Source organism: Weissella thailandensis, assembly GCF_001932615.1.
In the GTDB taxonomy this organism is placed as follows: Bacteria; Bacillota; Bacilli; order Lactobacillales; family Lactobacillaceae; genus Weissella; species Weissella thailandensis.
The window spans coordinates 2,079,451-2,100,537 of the sequence record NZ_CP014332.1; the positions used below are offsets into that span (position 1 = coordinate 2,079,451).

At 37.6% G+C, this 21,087-nt stretch carries 25 protein-coding genes, 2 pseudogenes and 2 riboswitches; of the genes and pseudogenes, 11 read left to right on the forward strand and 16 right to left on the reverse strand.

The window, feature by feature from the left end; all coding sequences use genetic code 11:
* The first annotated feature begins 480 nt into the window (after positions 1-480).
* The 5 genes from FOL01_RS10350 (at position 481) to FOL01_RS10370 (ending at position 5,181) form a co-directional block, all read left to right on the forward strand.
* The gene (locus FOL01_RS10350; RefSeq protein WP_075270554.1) at positions 481-1,623 is read left to right on the forward strand and encodes an aminotransferase class I/II-fold pyridoxal phosphate-dependent enzyme; all 1,143 of its coding nucleotides are present in this window, start codon (positions 481-483) and stop codon (positions 1,621-1,623) included.
* Positions 1,624-1,626: 3 nt separating this feature from the next.
* Complete coding sequence (locus FOL01_RS10355; protein ID WP_075270555.1) at positions 1,627-2,790, forward strand: aminotransferase class I/II-fold pyridoxal phosphate-dependent enzyme; 1,164 nt, start codon at positions 1,627-1,629, stop codon at positions 2,788-2,790.
* Between the two features lie 80 nt (positions 2,791-2,870).
* Entirely contained in the window at positions 2,871-3,578 is a 708-nt protein-coding gene (locus tag FOL01_RS10360; protein ID WP_075270556.1) for an amino acid ABC transporter permease, read from the forward strand.
* A 1-nt stretch (position 3,579) separates the two neighbouring features.
* Positions 3,580-4,344 (forward strand): amino acid ABC transporter ATP-binding protein, encoded by a 765-nt coding sequence (locus FOL01_RS10365; RefSeq protein WP_075270557.1) that lies wholly within the window; start codon positions 3,580-3,582, stop codon positions 4,342-4,344.
* A gap of 24 nt (positions 4,345-4,368) precedes the next feature.
* Positions 4,369-5,181, forward strand: a complete 813-nt coding sequence (locus FOL01_RS10370) for a transporter substrate-binding domain-containing protein (RefSeq protein ID WP_075270558.1) — start codon at positions 4,369-4,371, stop codon at positions 5,179-5,181.
* A gap of 302 nt (positions 5,182-5,483) precedes the next feature.
* Here the strand turns inward: FOL01_RS10370 and FOL01_RS10380 are convergent, their stop codons facing one another.
* The 5 genes from FOL01_RS10380 to FOL01_RS10400 all read right to left on the reverse strand — a co-directional run bounded on the left by FOL01_RS10380 (position 5,484) and on the right by FOL01_RS10400 (position 8,327).
* On the reverse strand, positions 5,484-5,957 hold the full coding sequence (locus tag FOL01_RS10380; protein ID WP_075270560.1) for a GNAT family N-acetyltransferase: 474 nt from the start codon (positions 5,955-5,957) through the stop codon (positions 5,484-5,486).
* 574 nt (positions 5,958-6,531) lie between these two features.
* Positions 6,532-7,068 (reverse strand): GNAT family N-acetyltransferase, encoded by a 537-nt coding sequence (locus tag FOL01_RS10385; protein ID WP_075270561.1) that lies wholly within the window; start codon positions 7,066-7,068, stop codon positions 6,532-6,534.
* Positions 7,069-7,092: 24 nt separating this feature from the next.
* Positions 7,093-7,545: a MarR family winged helix-turn-helix transcriptional regulator gene (locus FOL01_RS10390; RefSeq protein WP_075270562.1), complete on the reverse strand. Its 453-nt coding sequence runs from the start codon at positions 7,543-7,545 to the stop codon at positions 7,093-7,095.
* Between the two features lie 217 nt (positions 7,546-7,762).
* Positions 7,763-8,077: a Txe/YoeB family addiction module toxin gene (locus FOL01_RS10395; protein ID WP_207649841.1), complete on the reverse strand. Its 315-nt coding sequence runs from the start codon at positions 8,075-8,077 to the stop codon at positions 7,763-7,765.
* Complete coding sequence (locus tag FOL01_RS10400) at positions 8,070-8,327, reverse strand: type II toxin-antitoxin system Phd/YefM family antitoxin (protein WP_075270563.1); 258 nt, start codon at positions 8,325-8,327, stop codon at positions 8,070-8,072. Before FOL01_RS10400 ends, FOL01_RS10395 begins: the two co-directional genes overlap by 8 nt.
* An 80-nt stretch (positions 8,328-8,407) precedes the next feature.
* On the opposite strand from FOL01_RS10400, the gene FOL01_RS10405 reads away from it, so the two are divergent.
* The 4 genes and pseudogenes from FOL01_RS10405 (at position 8,408) to FOL01_RS10420 (ending at position 10,451) form a co-directional block, all read left to right on the forward strand.
* Positions 8,408-8,998 (forward strand): site-specific integrase, encoded by a 591-nt coding sequence (locus tag FOL01_RS10405; RefSeq protein WP_075270564.1) that lies wholly within the window; start codon positions 8,408-8,410, stop codon positions 8,996-8,998.
* A gap of 38 nt (positions 8,999-9,036) precedes the next feature.
* Positions 9,037-9,399, forward strand: a pseudogene (locus FOL01_RS10410) (hypothetical protein).
* 340 nt (positions 9,400-9,739) lie between these two features.
* Positions 9,740-10,147: a YqxI family protein gene (locus FOL01_RS10415; RefSeq protein WP_156835022.1), complete on the forward strand. Its 408-nt coding sequence runs from the start codon at positions 9,740-9,742 to the stop codon at positions 10,145-10,147.
* Positions 10,148-10,163: 16 nt separating this feature from the next.
* A complete protein-coding gene (locus FOL01_RS10420; protein ID WP_075270566.1) occupies positions 10,164-10,451 on the forward strand; it encodes a hypothetical protein in 288 nt (95 codons plus the stop codon).
* A 177-nt stretch (positions 10,452-10,628) separates the two neighbouring features.
* Here FOL01_RS10420 and FOL01_RS11135 read toward each other — a convergent pair whose 3' ends face one another.
* The 7 genes and pseudogenes from FOL01_RS11135 to thiS form a co-directional block, all read right to left on the reverse strand.
* Entirely contained in the window at positions 10,629-10,787 is a 159-nt protein-coding gene (locus FOL01_RS11135) for a hypothetical protein (protein WP_156835023.1), read from the reverse strand.
* Between the two features lie 35 nt (positions 10,788-10,822).
* Complete coding sequence (locus tag FOL01_RS10425; RefSeq protein ID WP_075270567.1) at positions 10,823-11,308, reverse strand: hypothetical protein; 486 nt, start codon at positions 11,306-11,308, stop codon at positions 10,823-10,825.
* 85 nt (positions 11,309-11,393) lie between these two features.
* Positions 11,394-12,620, reverse strand: coding sequence for a dicarboxylate/amino acid:cation symporter (locus FOL01_RS10430; protein ID WP_075270568.1), 1,227 nt, complete (start codon positions 12,618-12,620; stop codon positions 11,394-11,396).
* A 3-nt stretch (positions 12,621-12,623) separates the two neighbouring features.
* A complete protein-coding gene (locus FOL01_RS10435) occupies positions 12,624-13,832 on the reverse strand; it encodes a M20 family metallo-hydrolase (RefSeq protein ID WP_075270569.1) in 1,209 nt (402 codons plus the stop codon).
* Positions 13,833-13,834: 2 nt separating this feature from the next.
* Positions 13,835-14,606, reverse strand: a pseudogene (locus FOL01_RS10440) (thiazole synthase).
* 13 nt (positions 14,607-14,619) lie between these two features.
* Positions 14,620-15,270 (reverse strand): sulfur carrier protein ThiS adenylyltransferase ThiF, encoded by a 651-nt coding sequence (gene thiF, locus FOL01_RS10445; protein ID WP_156835024.1) that lies wholly within the window; start codon positions 15,268-15,270, stop codon positions 14,620-14,622.
* 18 nt (positions 15,271-15,288) lie between these two features.
* Complete coding sequence (thiS, locus tag FOL01_RS11140) at positions 15,289-15,486, reverse strand: sulfur carrier protein ThiS (protein WP_156835025.1); 198 nt, start codon at positions 15,484-15,486, stop codon at positions 15,289-15,291.
* Positions 15,487-15,528: 42 nt separating this feature from the next.
* A riboswitch (TPP riboswitch) is annotated at positions 15,529-15,618 on the reverse strand.
* Between the two features lie 93 nt (positions 15,619-15,711).
* Positions 15,712-15,801: riboswitch (TPP riboswitch) on the reverse strand.
* Positions 15,802-16,048: 247 nt separating this feature from the next.
* Here thiS and FOL01_RS11415 point away from each other — a divergent pair.
* A complete protein-coding gene (locus FOL01_RS11415) occupies positions 16,049-16,165 on the forward strand; it encodes a putative holin-like toxin (RefSeq protein ID WP_257787094.1) in 117 nt (38 codons plus the stop codon).
* A gap of 143 nt (positions 16,166-16,308) precedes the next feature.
* Here FOL01_RS11415 and FOL01_RS10455 read toward each other — a convergent pair whose 3' ends face one another.
* Complete coding sequence (locus FOL01_RS10455) at positions 16,309-17,145, reverse strand: DUF368 domain-containing protein (protein WP_075270571.1); 837 nt, start codon at positions 17,143-17,145, stop codon at positions 16,309-16,311.
* A 196-nt stretch (positions 17,146-17,341) separates the two neighbouring features.
* Between FOL01_RS10455 and FOL01_RS10460 the strand changes: the two genes are divergently transcribed.
* Entirely contained in the window at positions 17,342-17,866 is a 525-nt protein-coding gene (locus FOL01_RS10460) for a GNAT family N-acetyltransferase (protein WP_075270572.1), read from the forward strand.
* 226 nt (positions 17,867-18,092) lie between these two features.
* On the opposite strand, the gene FOL01_RS10465 is transcribed toward FOL01_RS10460, so the two are convergent.
* From FOL01_RS10465 to FOL01_RS10475, 3 genes are all read right to left on the reverse strand, one after another.
* Positions 18,093-18,455, reverse strand: a complete 363-nt coding sequence (locus tag FOL01_RS10465; RefSeq protein ID WP_075270573.1) for a helix-turn-helix domain-containing protein — start codon at positions 18,453-18,455, stop codon at positions 18,093-18,095.
* A 146-nt stretch (positions 18,456-18,601) separates the two neighbouring features.
* Positions 18,602-19,960 (reverse strand): amino acid permease, encoded by a 1,359-nt coding sequence (locus FOL01_RS10470; protein WP_075270574.1) that lies wholly within the window; start codon positions 19,958-19,960, stop codon positions 18,602-18,604.
* A gap of 291 nt (positions 19,961-20,251) precedes the next feature.
* Complete coding sequence (locus FOL01_RS10475; protein ID WP_075270575.1) at positions 20,252-20,920, reverse strand: potassium channel family protein; 669 nt, start codon at positions 20,918-20,920, stop codon at positions 20,252-20,254.
* Positions 20,921-21,087: the final 167 nt, after the last annotated feature.

Below are 21,087 nucleotides of genomic sequence, written 5' to 3' on the forward strand. Positions count from 1 at the left end.
TTAATATATTGAGCTAAATTATAGGGTTCACTTTTTTATTTGTCAATTTTAAAATGCCGGCTACTACAGCATTTCCACCATTTGTTATTCAACAATTGAAAAATAAATCATGGCATAGATTCCCGTTTGACAGATAAAATACCGAATGGTACTATGAGAAAAATTAAAAATAATTAGACAGTGAAAAGAAGAGTAGTTATTCAAACTAGTAGACAGAGAAACCCGCTTGGTGAAAAGGGTAATTCGCGCGAATAATGAAGATGAACTTAGAGTCTAGATATTGGTCATTTGGCTGGTATTCTCGGTGTGGTGCCCGTTATTTTCACCAGGTTTACATAAATAGTGAACTTATTAAGCCTATTTAGTGTGAACTAATAGGAAATTCAGGTGGTACCACGAAGCTTTCGCCCTGTGCATTTATTGCATAGACGAAGGCTTTTTTTATTGAACATACATAAACTAGAAAGGACAAATAAACTAATGATAGCACACAAACAAGTAGAAACATTATTAGTACAGTCTGGAAACCGGACAGATGATCAAAAAACTGGCGCTGTATCGGCGCCAGTCTATTTTTCAACTGCCTACAGACATCCCGGACTCGGTGATTCAACTGGTTATGACTATGCTCGTGAGACAAACCCAACGCGTGACGTCTTACAAAACACTTTAAGCAAATTAGAAAATGGTGTTCAAGCATTCGCACTAAGTTCTGGTATGGCTGCTATTCAATTAGCGTTTTCGAAATTTAAAACTGGCGATAAAATTATTATCTCTGATGACCTGTATGGTGGTTCATTTCGTTATTTTGATGATTTACATAATAACTATGCCATCGATTTTATTACGTGGGATGGCCAGGACTTCAGATACTTAGCTGGGGCAACTGCTGATCCTGCAGTAAAAGCGGTCTGGTTGGAAACACCATCAAACCCTACGATGAAAGTGATTGATATTCATAAAACAGCTGCTATTGCTCATCAATATCAGACAGAAGTATTCGTTGATAATACCTTCTACACGCCGATCATTCAGCGTCCATTAGATGAAGGGGCTGATGTCGTCGTACACAGCGCAACAAAATATTTAGGTGGCCATAATGACATATTGGGGGGAGCTGTTGTGTGTAAGTCTACAGAAAATGCTGAACTCTATGAAAAAAACCTGACAACAACCGGTGCTGTCCTGGATCCCTTTTCGTGTTGGCTATTAATTCGAAGCCTCAAGACCTTACCATTACGTATTGAAAAGCATGAAAAAAATGCGCAAGCAATTGTTACTTCTCTCCAAGAAAACCCATTGGTTACACAAGTTCTATACCCTGGTCATGGGGGCATGATTAGCTTTTACGTTCGTGACGAAAACTTAGTTGATGCATTTTTAAGGCATTTACAGATCGTTTCATTTGCTGAAAGCCTTGGGGGTGTTGAAAGTTTAGTCACAGTACCAGCTACACAAACACACGCTGACTTAAGTGAAGAACAGCGCCAAACGAAACATATTACTAAGAACTTGCTACGGCTCTCAGTAGGTATTGAAAGTAGTGATGATTTGGTTCACGACATTCAACAAGCGCTACAGGCTGCTGCTACGACACTAACGACTAACAAAGAGGGAGTTTAACACATGAGCGAAACTAATAACTATAACGATGCAACCAAAATCATTCACGATACTGTACGTCCGGACCCATTAACTGGCGCTGTCAACACACCAGTATATTTTTCTTCAACCTTTGCACAGAAGGACCCTTGGAATCTGGGAAAGTATGACTACGCTAGAAGCGGTAATCCTACTCGTGATCAAGTAGAAGAGAGCATCGCTAATTTAGAAGGTGGTTCACGTGGCTTTGCTTTCTCGACTGGTATGGCTGCAATTACAGCAGCTTTTTTGACCCTCCATCAGGGTGACCACATCATTATCACAAAAGATGTTTATGGTGGTACGTTCCGTCTGGTTACTGAACTGTTGCCTAATTACGGTATCAGCCATACATTTGTTGATTTAAATGACAAAGAGGCGCTAGAAGCAGCTTATCAGGAAAACACAAAGGTCGTTTATGCGGAAACGCCATCTAATCCAACGCTTACCGTCGTTGATCTAGCAGCAACAGCTGAATCAGCTCATGCCCATGGTGCCTTGTTATTTGCCGACAACACTTTTATGACACCACTTTATCAAAAGCCGCTATCGCTTGGTGCTGATTTAGTTATGCATAGTGCCACAAAGTTTTTGTCTGGTCATTCCGACATTTTGGCCGGTCTTATTGTGACCAAAGATGATGATCTGGGAGATGCCGTTTATTTCATTCAAAATGCCATGGGCGCAACACTTAGTATCGGTGACTGTTGGTTGCTATTACGTGGTCTGAAAACACTCAAAGTTCGTTTACAAACAGAAACAGAGAGCACGACCAAGCTTGCGCAGTGGCTACTACAACAACCAGCTGTCAAATCTGTTAATTACCCCGGATTAAAAGACGATTCAAATTATGCCATCCAATCTAAACAAGCATTATCAGGTGGGGCGGTCTTATCGTTTGATATTGGCAGTGAAGACAATGTTCGAACTCTAGTGCAACATCTACAGTTGCCTATTTTTTCAGTCTCTCTAGGCGCAGTTGAGACGATTCTGTCATATCCTTGTACGATGTCACATGCCGAACTCAGCCCCGAAGAACAACAGGCTAGTGGCGTAACACCAGGGTTGCTACGCCTGTCAGTGGGACTCGAAGATCTTGACGACTTAAAGCAGGATTTTGCCCAAGCATTGGCTTATTTAACGGATTAGCCTTTCCAACAATCACAGATGGATGAGGGTTATTCATACCCAATATCATCAAATTTAAATATATTTTAGGAGAAAAATACATGTGGGAAATAGTTACAACATCCCTACCGCAATTAATCATGGCCGGTATTAAATATACAATACCATTGTCACTGATTTCTTTTGCATTGGGCTTAATGTTAGCCCTCATTACCGCTTTAGTTCGTATTTCAAAAAAGGGAAAAGAATTCAAAATTATCAAGGGGTTCTTTAATTTTTACGTTTGGCTATTTCGTTCAACACCACTATTAGTCCAATTATTTATTGTTTATTTCGGACTACCTTATTTAATTATCCCAGGCATTATTGATGAAGGTATCAAATTAACACCATTTGTAGCAGGTGTCCTTACCTTTTCATTAAATACCGGTGCGTATGCCTCTGAAACAATTCGAGCTGCAATTACCTCGGTGCCACAAGGGCAGTGGGAGGCAGCCTCTTCAATTGGTATGACCCGTAGCCAAACGTTACGACGAATTATTTTGCCACAAGCAATTTATATTTCCGTACCGCCATTAGCCAATAGTTTTATTAGTTTAGTTAAAGATACTTCGCTAGCCGCAACTATTACTATCGTTGAGATGTTTGAGGTTAGTCAACAAATTGCTGCTGAAAATTATCAACCACTAATTATGTATACCTTAGTCGCCTTGATTTATGCGGTCTTTTGTTCATTGTTAACTATTGGCCAGCATTATCTTGAAAAGCATTCACACAGGCACTTAAACAAAACAGTGGGAGGTGCATAAGTTGCAATTACAAGGATTAAATAAAAGCTTTGATGGTCAACAAGTATTAAAAGATATTACTCTTGAACTGCCAGAAAAGAAAACAACCGTGATTGTTGGACCTTCTGGATCAGGTAAATCTACGCTCTTAAGATCATTAAATTTACTCGAGCGTCCAGAAAGTGGTCATTATGAACTATCAAGTTTAGCAATCGATTTTTCACATGAAATTTCTACAAAACAATTATTAAACGTCCGCAAGAAGACGGGGATGGTCTTCCAAGACTATAATTTATTCCCGCATAAAACTGTCATACAAAACGTCACTGAGGGGCCTATTCAAGTATTAAAGAAGAATAAAAAAGAGGTCCACAAGGAAGGATTAGCCTTACTTGATAAGGTTGGCCTAGCAGCCAAAGCTGATGCCTATCCAGAACAATTATCTGGTGGTCAATCGCAACGTGTTGCCATTGCAAGATCACTAGCAATGCATCCTGAATACATTTTATTAGACGAACCTACCTCAGCATTAGATCCAGAATTGGAGGCAGAAGTCTTACATGTTTTGGCTGAATTAGCACAAGAAAGACAATCCCTAGTTATTGTCACACACAATTTATTTTTTGCCCGACAAATTGCAGATAAAATCATCTTCATTGAAGATGGTCAAGTAATTTTCGATGGTGATCCGCAAGACTTCTTCGATGAAAATCAGAAAAGTTCTCGTATTAGTCGCTTTATCTCAGCAATGACCTTCTCCGATATTGAAGCAAAAGCATTAGAATAGTTTAAATAATAAAGGAACCCACAAATGAAAAAAACTCGTATAATTTCTTATTCAATAATCATTGTTTTATTGATTATATTGGCTGTTGTTTATTTTAGTAAACAAAAAACAACGACACAAAAGGATGCATTTCAATCCGAATTAAAAACAAAGGGCAAGTTAACGATTGGTCTCGAAGGAACATATTCACCCTATTCGTATCGAAAAGATGGTAAATTAACCGGATTCGAAGTAGAAATGGGTCGAGCCGTTGCTAAAGAGATGGGTGTAAAGGCTAACTTTGTCCCAACCAAATGGGATTCATTAGTAGCTGGTTTAGGTTCCCAAAAATACGACGTTGTCCTCAATAATATTTCACAAACACCAGCTCGAAAAAAAGTTTATAAGTTTTCTGACCCTTATATCTACTCAAAGTATGTGATGATTACGCCCGAAAATAGCGACCTCGCTCATTTGAAAGATATTTCTGGTAAAAAATTTGCTGAAGGTACCGGTACTAATAATGAGCAAGTAGCTAAAAAATACAATGCAAAATTAGTGTCTTCAGGTGATTTTACAACGACCTTGTCACTAATCCGTACTGGGCGTGCTGAAGGTACCATTAATGCTGCTGAAGCTTGGTATGCCTACAAAAAGGATAATGCTACCGATGGATTAAAGTACAAAGATGTATCTGACGAAATTGATCCGGTCAAAATTTCAGCAATGTTTAACAAGAAAGATCCAAAAACACGTGCTAAGTTTAATAAAGCCCTCGCCACAATTAGAGAAGATGGTACGTTGAAAGAACTATCAAACAAATACTTTGGTGAAGATATTACAAAAGAACAAAATTAGGTTCACTAATACTCAACCATTACAAAAAAAGGTACACGTGAACTGAACCCTGAACTGAACCCCAAAAATTGGAGGGAAGTTTAAGCGACTAACTGGTCGGAAAGATTTCGGCATTGAACCAAACTTTTTCCGTATTTTATAAGGCGGAATACCTTGTAGGTACATTGTGACTGCTTCAATTTGTACTTCTTTTGAAAACATGGTAAAACCCCGTAAGTTTTGGAAATTACTCCAACTTACGGGGTTCAGTTCATCCTTATAAAAAGGACTTCCTGTTTTTTTAGTTAATACATACTATAGTTCTATTTATCTATATATTGTTGGACAGATAAATTATAGGTTGGATGTTCTAGACCTGTGGGTAAATAATATTCATTTTTGATAAAATGAAATCCTAGTTTAACTAACAATTTTTTTGAACTGCTATTATTTGGATGATGTCCAGCAATAAGAGAATGGACTTTTAAATCATCAAAAGCATAGTTTAAAATTGCTGAAGAGGCCTCAAATGCTAGCCCCTGATGCCAAAAATCTGGCAGTAAGTGAATGCCAAACTCTAGCGTATTTGCTTTATTTGTAGGCCTTAATCCACAAACACCCACAAAATTGTTCTGTTCTTTCAAAAAAATTGGAAAATACTGAATCTTACTTGTTTTAAAATTGTGGATCTCAGTTTCTAGTCTAGCTAAGCATTCTGATTCAGTAAAAGCACCATTTTTGTTAATAAAACGTGCCACCTGTGGATCAGTCCACAACTTAATTGCTAAATTAGCCATGCTATCGTTCCATATAGAAAAATATAATCTTTCTGTTTTAATATTCAAATTGTATTACCTCTAAGTGTTTTGTATGTTTTTTTAATTAGTTAGTAGTTGTAAGACTTCTGAATTTGACACCTTAGCTAGCTCCTATTTCTTTAAGATATAGTTTTGCTAAGTTTGTTTACAACATAAGCAGTACCTACTTATATAGGAAATAGCTACTGTCTTAACTTTTCTACTAACCGTATTATAGCGTAAAAAATGGGAATTATACTAATTGTTAAAAACCGTGGGTTTTACCCACACCCACAAGCTGAACCACCTTAACCGCAATCATGAGCGGAGTTCTCCCTGTTTAAAATCGCCTGCCCACTCGTCGTGTAGCAAGAAAACAAAGTTGGTGGAACTAACTTTGGCTTTCAGCCGTTTCAGTGTGTCGTTTCATTCCGTCAAGAACGGGTAGTATTTTTTTGAAGCCCACAAAAAAATCTCCAAGCCTAGCACTTGACTACATTCTCACTCCAAGTTCAAAAGACATAACTTACAAGTTGTGTCCTTAAAATGAACAAAACTGTTAGATTAGAAATGCTTACTGTTTTCTTTTATTAAAGGCTAAATTTTTTTGCATAATTAAGTCTCTTTGGGAGTCTCTCCCTAATTGAAACACGTGATCGCCAATCTGTTTAAATCCTAGTTTATGATAAAACTTTTGCGCGCGCTTATTGTTTTCCCAAACGCCTAGCCAAATTTTGGCTACCTTTTGTTTAGTGGCTAACTCTAGCGCTTTTTGAAATAAGGCCGTGCCAAGTCCTTGCCTCTGGAACCCTGTTTTAAGGTATATCCTTTCAATCTCAAGTGCATTGTCAGCGAAGGTTTCGGATTGGGCTTGTTTAATATTAAGTTTTAAGTAGCCTGCTAGTTGATCGTTATAGTAGGCAAAAAAGAAAAAGGAATCAGGGTTGTTGATTTCAATTAATAACTGTTCCGTATTATACGCGTGGGTTAAATATTCTTTTAAATCTGTGGGTGTATTTTCTGGGCCAAAAGTTGCTGCAAAGGTTTCTTCACTGATTTTTTTTAGTTCGTTTACCTCTGTGGGTCCTATTTGTTCAATCTTAATTGACATAGATGCAGCCTCTCCTTATGTTAGCTAGTATTTTCTTCTGTTTCCTTTTTTGACGTAACTCCAATCAGCACTAATATTGTCTTCAACTCGAGCCAATAATGTCGCCAATAATTGGGCTTCCTTTGCCGAAAAGTTAGTGAGTGCAGTTTTATTGGAATAATCATTTTCTCGTTTTATGGTGGTATAAAACTTTTTCCCCTTGTTAGTAGGGAAAAGACGCTTATTTTTTTCGTTTTCAGAATTAATAACTCGTGTAATAAAGCCCTGCATTTCGAGTTTTCTTAAAGCACGTGCAGCAGTAGAACGATCAATTTTTAATAAATTAATTAACTCTGTTTGTGCAATACCAGGTTGTTCCACTATTCTGACCAAATATAAATACTGTCCTTTCGCTAAAGCAAGGTCTTTAAATTCATAGTTTGCGATTGAATCAAGAGCCCGTGCAATGGCGCCAATCGGACGTAAAACCTCAACCATTTTTTCATCTCCTTCTAGTAAAGAAGAGCTTACCACTTTTATGTTGCATTTACAACAAAAAAGAACATCAGAAAACACTTCTGATGTTCTTTGCCCGTTATTTAATTTATCCAGGGGTTATTTCTCAGTAATCGCCCCTCGAAAACACGAATAAAATAACCCCCATTAACGTGATGATCGTTAATGGGGGTTATTTTTATGTTATCCTATTTAATAACTACTTATTTTGACGTGCCGATGACTTACCTTTCATCTCTAATGAGCCACTTTCATAATGGGCCCAACAGGAATAAATCTCGACTATTTTTTGTTCGTTATTAATTTTATAAACGACTCGGTGCTGTCCATTGATTCGACGTGAATAATAACCAGCAGCTGGTGGTGTCAATTTTTCAAATGACTGAATCGCTAAATAAGGATCTGTTTGTAGCACGGTAACGATATCTTCAAAAGATGAACGTAACGGACTTTTTAGGACGTTTTTCAAATCACCCTTTGCTGATTTCTTGATTTTGATATGCCAATCACTCATTATCGATCTCGGCAATCATCGTTTCTAAATCAACTGACTCATCATCTTCACGGTTAAAAGCAGTGGGCATTTGGCCATTCATAAACAATGCCAACGTCTCTTGCAAAGCATCATAGTCTTTCTTACCAATTAATACTGCACTCTTGCTGGTATCGGCACCTGAAATAAAGACCGGTGCTGAATCTCGATTCGTTTCTTTAATCAACGAAAATAGGTTGGTTCTTGCTTTAGTTGGTGTAATCATGTCCATAACAACCGCCTCTTTTCTTAACTTTATTCTTATTACAAGTATAACGTACGTGATGACGTACGTCAAAAAAGGAGTTTCTCATGGTTCAACAAATCGTCCTTCCCATCAAAGATACCAACGTCCTCAAAGACGTCCAAAATACCCTATTAGACAGTTTCAAGGCCGGTCGTCGTAATTACACAATCTTTCAAGTCGGCAAAGCCACGCTCTTACGAGTCAGTGATGTCATGCGCCTCAAACAACAAGATGTTTTTAATCCTGACGGTACTGTGAAACAGACGACTTTTATTCACGATAAAAAGACTGGTAAAGCCAATACCCTTTACTTAAAGCCCATTCAAAATGATTTAATCCAATACCAACAGTGGTTAACGCAACAAAATTTAACGACAATCTGGCTATTTCCCTCAACACAACATCCTGACCAACATATCACTGAAAAACAATTCTATAAGATCATGCATAAAGTGGGTGATTTGCTAAATATCAATTACTTAGGCACACATACCATGCGTAAAACGGGCGCTTATCGTGTCTATATCCAATCAAACTACAATATTGGCTTAGTCATGCACCTGTTAAATCATAGTAGTGAAGCTATGACCCTAGCCTACCTAGGACTAGATCAAGCTAGTACTGAGGCCATATTAGATAATATCGACTTTGGTTAATAGACAAAGCAATTAGACTAATCGAAAGGAAACTCACCATGAACATTGATTTTACTAATAATTACCATGAATTATTTGATGATTGGCACGCTAATAAAACAAAAATATTATTTACTAAAAAAATGACTGCTTACGCCAAAAATGAAAAAGAACATCTCCCCATTTTATTGTCACGAAACGATTTAAAACAACGTTGGTAAATGAACTCAAGACAAAGCATTCATCAGGCCGTTAATAAACCTGATTTCCCGCAACCAGTTTATACATTTAACCAAGGCAAAGTAACATTATATCTTGAAACTGATATTCAAATTTTTGAAATCAATCATCCTTGGTTAATCACACTCGGAAACCGACTAGCATACAGCCACTGGGTTCTTAGAAATGTGATTGATAATTAACCATCATTTTAATTAAGTTCAATCAGTTATATATTTAATCAGAGAAAAATCCCCCACTTAAAAAATCATACTAAGCGTATAGATAAGCTAAAATTGACCACTTACTGCTCATGCATCTGACAATCAAGATAACAGTTATGACTTAACTACTGGCGGAAAAATGGCTTTCATTGAACAAAACATCTTTCCTACATGAAATCAATAATTTCTTGCTCATAGTTCATATAGAGCGTAACCTAAAACTAATTCATAAATAGAGCTAAACTCACAATGATATTCACTAGGAGAATTTAATTTATAAAATCATATAAAAAAATTTTTCATCTCTTTGGCTACTGTTTTGGCATTAGCCGGTACGGGCGCACCAGCAACTATTATATTAGCTGACAGTACAGAAAATAACACATCAATACTAACCGATGATGAAATTAAAAATGGTTTGTCTGACGTTGGAAAGGAAAAGTATGCTGAGAGCTTAAATGGAACACAAATTCAAACTAGAGGCGTAAAGCAAAAAGCTGTAGTATATGCACTAAAATATGGTGGAAAATATCTGTCAGACATAGTAGAGATACTAAGCAAAGAAAATGCTAAAATATTGAAAGAGCACTCTTATGAAATTGCTGGCAAACTTGAAAAACTAGATAAATATGGTGAGGGACAGTTAGCTAGCTTTATTATGAAATTAGGCGTTAAGTCAACCGCAGTTCGCACTATTGCCTGGGCAGTAATGTTTGTTGCATTTTAAGAGGACTAATGAAGCTATGCATAATGAAATTGAAAAAATAAAATATCATCAAAAAATGCTTTTAATCATAGCAACATCTGACGACAGCGAAAAAATGCTTTTTTCCCAAAATATCATTGCTTTTGACTTATCCGAACAAGAAGTAAAATCAATTTTAGCGTTCGTTCAAGAAAAAAATACAAATGGATTAAAGGAGTTTATCAAGGATAATCGGTTAAACTATGATTTTGAAACCATCTTAAGTGACTTAAACAACCAAGAAATATTAGTTAATAGGGCCGGGGAAATGTTAGATAATCTATAAAGCCTCACAAATAATAGCAATGAACATGATGAAGTTGATTGGTTAGATAAAAGTATTAATTAAATAGAACGAGAAGCCTTAATAGTAGCTAAGGTGGATTTGGAAAAGAAATAATACCTAATAAATCCTATTAAAAGCAGCCCCTATTATTTAAATATCTAACTTTTTTGTGGCACTTCATTCCTGAGTGACACGACGATAACCATAATCGGGATTTTCGTTACGAATTGCAGTAATGGTATTAATCAAATCACGAGGATATTCTTTATATGCTCGCTTGCAAGCATCATAGTAGCTACTACTAGACATTTCTGCTACTTGAAGAATTAACTTCAATTTACATTTCAATTCCTGCCTTAACACAGTAATTACTACCGCTTTGTCTTGGTTTGCAATTTCTTTTTCTCCTGTGCTAAGGCCTCGAGTTTTTCCAGATAGGCTACCTTAATACGCAGTAATTCATTCTCTTCTTCAAGTTTCTTAATTTTATTATCTTCCTGCTTAGTCATAATTTTCTTCCGCCTTTGCTTATCAGATTTCAGGCGCCCAGATTCCAGTGCTCTTTCCCATTGCCAAATGGTAGATGGGGTACGAATATGAAATTTCTTAGCAGTTACCGGAAGCGAAGCTTTGTGCTCAAGGCGCCATTTAATTCCCTTGGTTTTAAAGGAATATTGATAATTTGTCTTACTTTGACCAGCGTTGTTTAATCCATGGATACCAATTTCCTTGATGTTAGTAACCCAGTTACGGATAGTGTCTGTTCCTTTAATACCAAACTTTTTCCGTATTTTATAAGGCGGAATACCTTGTAGATACATTGTGACAGCTTCAATTTGTACTTCTTTTGAAAACATAGTAAAACCCCGTAAGTTTTGGAAATTACTCCAACTTACGGGGCTCAGTTCAACGCTATAACAACGTGTACCTTTTTTTATATAATTAATTTTTCACTGGTAAACCAACTTGTTTTAACTGCTTTTCATCAGCAGCAATCATAATAGTTATCGTTGTATCACCAACAACATTGAGCACCGTACGAAAAATACCAGCAAACCAATCAATACCTGCCAACAAAGCAATACTTTCTAACGGCAAGCCAAGTGTTGGTACGATAATCGTGAGTGCACCTAAACCACCGCCAGGTACCGCAACTGTCCCTAAGCAAGCCACAATGGCTAACATCACGATTTTAAACATCATGATAAATGATAAGGACAAACCATAAAATTGTGTCATGGTCACACAAGATAATGCTAAGTACATCGCGAGGCCGTTACTATTTAGTGCCATCCCCAAAGGTAACACTAATTCACTAATTTCCTTCTTAATACCTAATCGCTTTTCGGCATCATGCATTTCAACAGGTAGGGAGGCTGCTGAAGATGTTGTCGTCATTGCGATGATTAAGATATTAGCAAAACCATACATGACCGTTCGTAAAGACATATGCGCACGAATCATAATCATACCAAACAAAACGGCTAAGAAAAGCAACGTACCCACGCCGAATAATGCTAAAAATTTAAATAACGGAATCAATACCGTTAAACCATTTTCAGCAGTCACTGAAGCAATCAAAGCCCCAATACCAAGTGGTGCGAGTCGCAAGACTAATTGAATCAAGTCAACCAATAATTGATTGAGCTTTTCTAAGCCATTAACCAACCCCTGATACTTTTGTTGGCTATTTGCCTTACTCAATACAACCCCAAAGCATAATGCAAAGATAATGACTTGAATCGTATTACCTTTGGCAAGTGCATCAAAAATATTAGTAGGGAAAAAGCCCAAAATCATATCCGAAGTAGCAACTGGATGGCCGGTTAATTTTTCGACTAACTCAGGATTTAGTTTTAGATCAATCCCAACACCTGGCTTGAACCACCAACCTAATACAAGACCTACTAAAGCCGCTATAAAGGTCGTGCCCATAAACCAGGCAGCTGTTTTGACTCCCAATCGCCCTAATCGTTTGATCGGTAATTTACCAATGGCTGCAATTACCGTACAAAAAACTAGGGGAATGACGGCCATTTGAATGAGTCTTAAAAAAATATCACCAATAATTTTGACACCGGCAATTTTGGTACCGAAAACAGCACCCAAAATCACCCCAATGACCATACCAATAATAATTTGCGTTGTTAGTTGGATTTTTCCTCGCATTTTTTATGCCTCATTTGCTTGAGCAGATAGACTAGCGGTTAACAATGCCACACCAATTAATAAATCAGACATTTTTGTATATTCAGCCGGCGCATGACTAATGCCCGACTTACTTGGCACAAAAATCATGGTTGTTGGCACGACTGTACTCATAATCTGACTATCATGACCTGCACCCGAAAATAACTCTCGGAAGGGGAACTTCATTTGAGTGGCTATCTCAGCATTTTGTTTTCTTAATGCCTGTGATAGAAGGGTAGCAGGAACATGTAATGTCTGTTCGATTGTGACGTTATCAAATTGCTTGATGACTTTGTTCATAGCTGATAAAAAGGTGGCTAATCGTTCATCGGATTCCTCGCGACAATCAATCGTAAATGTACAACTTTCAGCAATGACGTTGCTAACATTAGGTGACACGCGAATTTCACCAATCGTAAACGTCAAACTATTCGAGGACTTATCTACTAAATCATATAGGCTGGCCATTAAACGACTGGCAGTGGCAATAGCATCTTGGCGTTGTGCCATCGGCGTCGTTCCAGCATGGTTTGCTTGTCCATGTACCGTCACATTGTAACGATTTTGTGCAACAATGCCTGTTACTAACCCAATTGATTGGTGAGCTTGGGACAAACGTGGTCCTTGCTCAATATGCAATTCAGTAAAATTGGCTGGCAAGGGCGCTCGCTGTCGCCTAACATCAGGCATAGCCTGCAATTGCTTGATTGCATTTTCTCGCGCTTGTGCAAATGTTATGCCAGTTTCATCAACCAAGGCAGCGACTTGTTGCTGTTGGCCTGTATAATGCTTTGAACCGGTAAAAGCCGCTGGAAAACGACTACCTTCTTCTTCACTAAAAGAAATTAACCGTAGCGGCTTTTTAGGCAAACTACCTTGTTGGTACACTTTTTGAATGGCACAAAAACCACCAATGACACCATACAAACCATCATAGCGACCACCTTGCCGAACTGTATCCATATGTGAACCAGTCGCAATTGGTAATGTCGCTTCTTGCCCAGGAAATTCTAATGAGACGTTACCGTAATCATCAACTGTTGCTTTGGCACCATACTTTTGACCCAATAAAATCAATGTTTTTTGATTATGTAGCCACTGCTCACTATAAACTAAGCGATTTTGACCAGTATCAGCTGTCGTATTAAATTGATTTAACAAATCAGCTAGTTGGTGCTCTTCACTAAACATAACTATTTACTAATACCACTAACCGGTGATGATGCCGCTGCTTTTTTGTCCAAGACACGTCCTGGATGAGCCAGATAACCCTTACGACCAGCTTCAAACAGCCAACTTAAAGGCTTCTGACATTAGTGGAATGTCACCAGCCGTTGCCATAGCTGTATTGGCCATGACCGCTGCAGCACCCATTTCCATCGCTTCGGCAGCTTGGCTTGGACGGCCAATACCAGCATCAACGATGATCGGTGCATCAATCTCGTTAATTAAGATCTGAATCAATTCTTTAGTTGCCAAACCTTTGTTAGTTCCAATAGGGGCACCTAATGGCATCACCGCTGCGGCACCTGCTTCGACCAACTTACGGGCGGCATTTAAATCGGGTAGCATATATGGCATCACAATGAACCCTTCATCAGCCAACACCTTCGTTGCCTTAATGGTTTCCTCATTGTCAGGTAACAAATAAGTTGGATCTGGCACGACCTCAAGCTTAATAAAGTCACTACCACTTAGCTCACGGGCAATGCGTGCCATACGAATAGCTTCTTCAGCATTCTTACTACCAGATGTATTTGGCAAAATAGTCACATCACCTGGAATATAATTCAAAATATTCTCTTCACTCGTAGAAGTACGACGCAATGCCATCGTAATAATTTGGGCACCAGCATGGTGAATGGCAGAATCAATTAATTCATATGAATACTTACCTGATCCCAAAATAAAACGTGAAGAAAAGTGGTGACCACCAATAATTAAATCATCATTACTTTCGACCATGATTATTTATCTCCTATTCTGCTAGAACGGGTTGCTCAGTCAGTAACCGTAAAATGGCATTGGCTTCATGACCAGCACACACCATCACACGAGGTGCCATCAATCCTTCAGGTCCTTTACTATAACCATCCCCGCAAATATATACATTTGATAATTGCTGTTTCGTCTGCATCTCATTCGTTATATGCAATCCAGCCATCCCGTTACCCATTACAAGTGGCTTGTCAGGATAATAATTGGTTACACCATCTAACAACATCGCTTTTGCCATCGGATTATCGAAAGCTTCACAAACGATATCACAATCAGCAAATAACGTTTCAATATTGTCAGGTGTAATTTCAACTTGATGGATTTCAATATCAATAAATGGATTGAATTCTAACAAATTCTGCTTTAATGCCACGACCTTCGGCATACCAACTTGGCTAACTTTATATTGTTGTCGATTCAAATTACTCATTTCGATGATATCAAAATCAATAATTGTTAGATGACCAACGCCACTACGCGCTAGTGCAATCGCAATATTTGAGCCCAAACCACCAGCACCTGCAATCGTAACACGTGCATTCTGTAAAGGCTCAGTCGTACCAGCCACGTTACGTTCCTTCATTCCCATAAAGAAATCATTAACCGCAACTCCTTGAAACTTTGGCGTCATTTTATTTTTTCCTCTTTTCTAACCACCAACAACAAAAGAAATTAGTTCAACATGGTCATTTTCTGACAATGTTTGATTTGCTAATTCCTCACGATGCATAATCTTGCCGTTTAATTCCACCACAACGTTTTGCATCATATCTGTTTTTTCTTGTAATAAATCAGCTAATGTTTTACCAGCCATGTTGGCCGTTTCTTCACCATTTAAAATAATCAAAAAAATGTCCTCCTTTCTGATCTTGAAAGAAGGACATTTGCACACAGTCAAATATCGCACTTCCTTCGATCGTATTAACGACATCAGGTTCATGGGTATGTTCTCAGCCTTTCGGCACCCCAGACGATGATTGTTTAGATTTAGTTTTGCCAATTGCTCTATGCAATCCTTATAAAATAAAAAAGCAGTCTCTTTGTTTTCACAAAAAGACTGCCCATCAAAATCTATATACGGACTGTATCTTCCTGCGCAGGTTTTAACCAAATCAGGTTCAGTGGGTATGTTCTCAGCTTTTCAGCACCCCAGATACGTTAATTAACTTAACAAGATAACCATAGCATGTTTATCTGTAGAATACAACCAATTTTAGAAACCGCTTTCAAAAAATGTTAATATATTGCCTTTATCAACGTTCAAAAATTAGATAATCAATCAATATTTTATTCTGTATAATACAACAAGTAGAAAAGTTAAGATGGTAGCTATTCTTTGCTAAAGAGGAGATGGTGCTTATGGTGTAATAACCATATTGAAACCAGATTCTAAAGAAAGGGGTAGTTGGGTGTCGATTTCAGATGCCCTACAACTGATGCTGATGTTTGGCACTTTCATTGTGTCCTTAATCACATTAGTTGTTGAGCTAATTAAAATTAGCAAAAAAAAAACCGTCTTAGCTTAGCAGAGCTAACGGTTATTTTAACCTAATCTTCGCTACCGTCTAACGGTCCTACAAAGAGTCCTGTTGCCACAGGGCTTTCTTCTACTCACATTATAACATGTCTCAACTATGGTTGGCGATTTTTACGTATAACAAACCATCAATTACATTGTTGCGGGCTTAACCGTCTGTTCTAAACGGCCCATCCACCAACCTAACCATGTTCCCAAAGCTAGTAGGGCAATTGAGAACAAGTAATGCCAAATGGTGAAGCCAGTATAATCTACGGGGACAATCATAACTGTTGAAGCCATGACAATACCAAAAATTATATGGAATAGCTTCGCGTAGGCAACTTTGAAAATGTAGGCCATAACTTTGGCTAACACAAGGACAATCACTAGTAGTCCTAATATTAGCGGTACCAAAACCGTCAAATCACCGGTCTTAATACCATCGCTCATCCCTTTATACAATCCCAAATAAATCAAAAAATTAGACGGGCTTAATCCCGGAACGAGTAATCCTAATCCAATCAAACCGCCCGCTAAGAACCAAGCATGCATACTTGGCTCAATCGTTGAGAATAACGGCCGACCAAACCATAAAAATACTAACATTAAACTACCCGCAAGCACGACTAAGCTAATGTCCCATTTTGAACGACCCATTTTCCCTGCTTCATGCCATAATGTTGGCACGGTTCCTAAAATTGCGCCGATAAAGAACCATCGGGCCACACTCTCAATTTCTCCAAGCATAAAGCTAATCAAAAATGATAGTAAAAAAATCCCAATCACTGCGCCAATACCCACGGGCATAAAGAAACGCACATTTGCTTTAAAATTTTTCAATGGATTAGCCATAAACAAAATTAATCGTTCATATAATCCAAATACGGCAGCTAAAGCACCACCACTAATGCCTGGTAAAATAAATCCTGATCCAATTAATGCACCTTTAACAGCACGGAAGATACTATCTCCTGGTCGTTTTTGCATTGATTATTTCCTCATTTCATTTAATTCATCGTGTATTAGTCATTACGAGCAAAAAGCCCTTACTGTTAAGTATAACTAAACTTTCCTTATAATAAGTTAAAAAATCAGGTTTTATTAGCTTATTTCTTAAATACTGTCATGGACATTATTTGATATAATTAATTACAAAATTTAACTATGTAAGGGGATAAATCCTATGCCATTAACTTATACTCGTCAAGCGAGATCCTCAGATATTGATGATATCTACCGTATCATTCAACAAGCTGTCGCATATCTCGGTAGTCAAAATTCACCACAATGGCAAGGATCAGCCGAGCCACGTCGCGAAGAATTCGAAGAAGATGTCCGTCAGGGTGTTATGTATGTCTTAATCCATAATCACAAAGTGGCTGGGGTCGGAAAACTAGTGTCTGGTCCAGAAAAAGCCTACGAAGAAATTGATGGTTCTTGGTTAGGTAACGAGGCACAATACATGACCTTACATCGTATCGCAATCGATGCTGAAGTTCGTGGTCAAGGACTGGCTCATCAACTTATTCATGATTTAGTGATGTTATCTTTGGACCATGGGTATCGTGACATCCGCATTGATACGCATGAAATGAATAAAGGTATGCAAAAGACTGTTAAAAAAGCTGATTTCGATTATCGTGGCCATGTCCAGATGCCCGTGCCAAATGGAGATCGATTGGCCTTTCAATTGTTATTAACGGATTAACAAACAAAAACAATCTACTAACAAGATGTGTTAGTAGATTGTTTTTTATATTATCACTCGAAATTAGAATCAATCACTGCCTGTTTCCACCCCTCAATAAAACTCAATATAAAGTCGTTGATTGCTGGAACTAAAAATAAAATGACTGTAATGGTTATTAGTATAATGATATGTCTGGGAACAATTTTATCTAATTTATGCCAATCTAGTTTAAACATAATGATAATCAAAAAACAGCACTTAAGTCCGTAAAATATGAACTAATATTATAAACATCAATACTAGATATTTTCAGACCAATAAACATGATAAACGTAATTAATGCACTAATAATAATTGCTTTAAGCATCTTGGACATTTTCATTTTTGCATCAATTTGTTCGACTAATTGCGTATCAGATTTAATAAATTCATCTAAAGAAATGCCAAACAGTTCACTCATGTTCACAATATTTGTGAAACTAGGTAATGCTGTATTTTGTTCCCACTTAGAAATTGATTGGCGCGAAATATGTAACTTATCAGCTAGAACCTGTTGTGACCATTTTTTGTCTTCACGCTGTTTTCTAATCTGTGACCCTAAATCCATAACTCTCATTCCTCCTAATACTAATAACCTACCGAATTTTGGCATAATTACCAAGCACCTAATAGTTGCATCCCCGTTGCAATAGGATTTGAAGCAAATAAAAATTGGTCGGAAAATTTTAAGATACTTTCCAACCAATCAATAATTTATACTTTCTTTAAATGTTTTGACCATGAACTATAACCAATTAACATCAATCCAAAGAAGATGATGGTTAAGAAGACTGATAGTCTTGTTGATGGATCAAATGCCAAAATAATTAGCACGATGACAAAGAACCCAATCGTCAAGTAGCTGGTTGCTGGGAACCAAGGCATCTTGTATGGATTGTGAACAGATTTCTCCGTTTGCTTATATTTAATATGAGCAACCAAAATCAATATCCAAACAAAAATAAAACTCATCGTGGCAACACTGGTTATCATTTCGAAAATCTTTGATGGGTATAAATAGTTCAACAATACGACTGCTAAAAAGACAATTGCTGATGCTAACATCCCGGTAACTGGCACCATATTTTTCGAAACTCGCGCCAATGACTTTGGTGCCTGTTTATTTTTAGCTAACACATATAACGTACGTGATGTTGAAAAAATTGCTGAATTAGCAGCCGATAGGGCAGCCGTTAATACCACAAAGTTTACTAAGGTTGCGGCAAAGTTAATCCCCATCCCTGAAAATACTTGAACGAATGGTGATTGTGACGTGTCAATTTGGTTCCAAGGATAAACTGACATGATAACAGCAATTGCACCAACGTAGAACAAACCAATTCTTAATGGCACCGAATTAATAGCTTTAGGTAAATCACGTTCCGGTTTTTCTGTTTCACCAGCAGTTAAACCAACCATCTCAATTCCGGTAAAGGCGAAGATTACCATTGGAAAAGCCATGATAAATCCCTTAAATCCAGTGGCAAAGAAACCACCATGTGAAACCAAATTACCAAAACTGGCAGTATTACCACCAGTATGGAATCCAGTAAGGACCATACCAATTCCAACCACGATTAAGGCAAGTATCGCAAATACCTTAATAGAAGCAAACCATGACTCTAATTCACCAAACCAACGGACATTAATCAAATTGAAAGTGACCAAGACAATAATAACAATTAATGGTGTCACCCATTGTGGCAAGGAAGGGAACCAATAACGCAAATAAATACCACTGGCAGTCAAATCTGCCATCGCCAAACTTGCCCAACTTAACCAGTATGCCCAACCAATCGCAAACTCCCATTTGTCACCCAAATAAATTCGAACGAAATCAATAAATGATCGTATCTTTGTATTTGATAGTAGCAATTCACCAACTGCGCGCATCATTAAGTATGCAAACAAACCTGTTATTGCATACGCCAAAATAAGCGCTGGACCTGCCGCTTTGATTGCCGATCCTGATCCTAAAAATAGCCCAGTTCCAATCGCGCCACCAATAGCAATCATCTGCACATGACGTGCTTTAAGACCACGTGATAATTCACGTTCCGACTGATTATCCATAAATATACCTCACTGCATGAGGATACAAAAAAGTCCCCATGCCAAATTAAATTTGACATAGGGACGTTTAATAACGCGGTTCCACCCTAATTCTTAGTCGCTGACTAAGCCACTTAATTACAGGTAATTTTCGTCTCTCCAAAAGCTCCTTTACCAGCCGATAATAATTTGTTTTCACCAAACACAAATCTCTCTAGATATTATCAATAACCAATAACTTCTTTTTTCCTCAAGACACAAATTAGTATGACTAACTATATGCCGTTTGACATTAATAGTCAATAGCAATGATTATCTAATTTTCTCTACTAATGATTCGAAACGCTTCACATCTTTTGTTTCACCCGCAACAGTTAATACATCACCCACTTGAATCAGCTCATCAGGTTCTGGCGTGATAATAACACGGTCTTCTGAACGGATAGCTATGATATTTAAACCATAAGTTTTCCTAATATCAATGTCTTCTATTGTTTTATTAGCAAAGCGCAAACTACCAATTTTGATTTCTACCAATGAATATTTATCCCCTAGATCAATAAAATTAAGTAGGTTAGGGGTCATCAATTGTTCAGCCAAACGGTGGGCCATTTCATTTTCAGGTCTGACAACCTGGTCAGCACCAACCTTATCCAGTACGCGTGCATGCAAATTAGTTTCAGCTTTAGCAATCACATGACGAACACCATTATCCTTCAATAAAATAGTCGTCAAAATCGAAGCCTGTTGATTATGACCAATCGCTACCACAACATGGTCGAAACTGGCTAAATCTAAATCACGCAAAGCATCCTCATCCTGAGCATCCGCAATGACCGCATGAGTTGCAATATCCATATAACTTTCAACCAAAGTTGGGTCTTTATCAATTGCTAAAACCTCTTGATCAGCGTCTATTAGCGATTCTAGTAATGAGCTCCCAAAACGGCCCAAACCAATAATCGCATATGTCTGTTTCATATCGGTAACCTCTCAATTTTTCTTTAATTTATTCTATCACTAATGGTCTCAAGACTATAAATTTAAATAGCTTGATTAACCTAAAAATAAGCTTTAAAATTAGCTATGTTCAATTATGAACTTTTCATGAACTTTGTGTGAAGTCTGATATATAGGACAAAATTTAA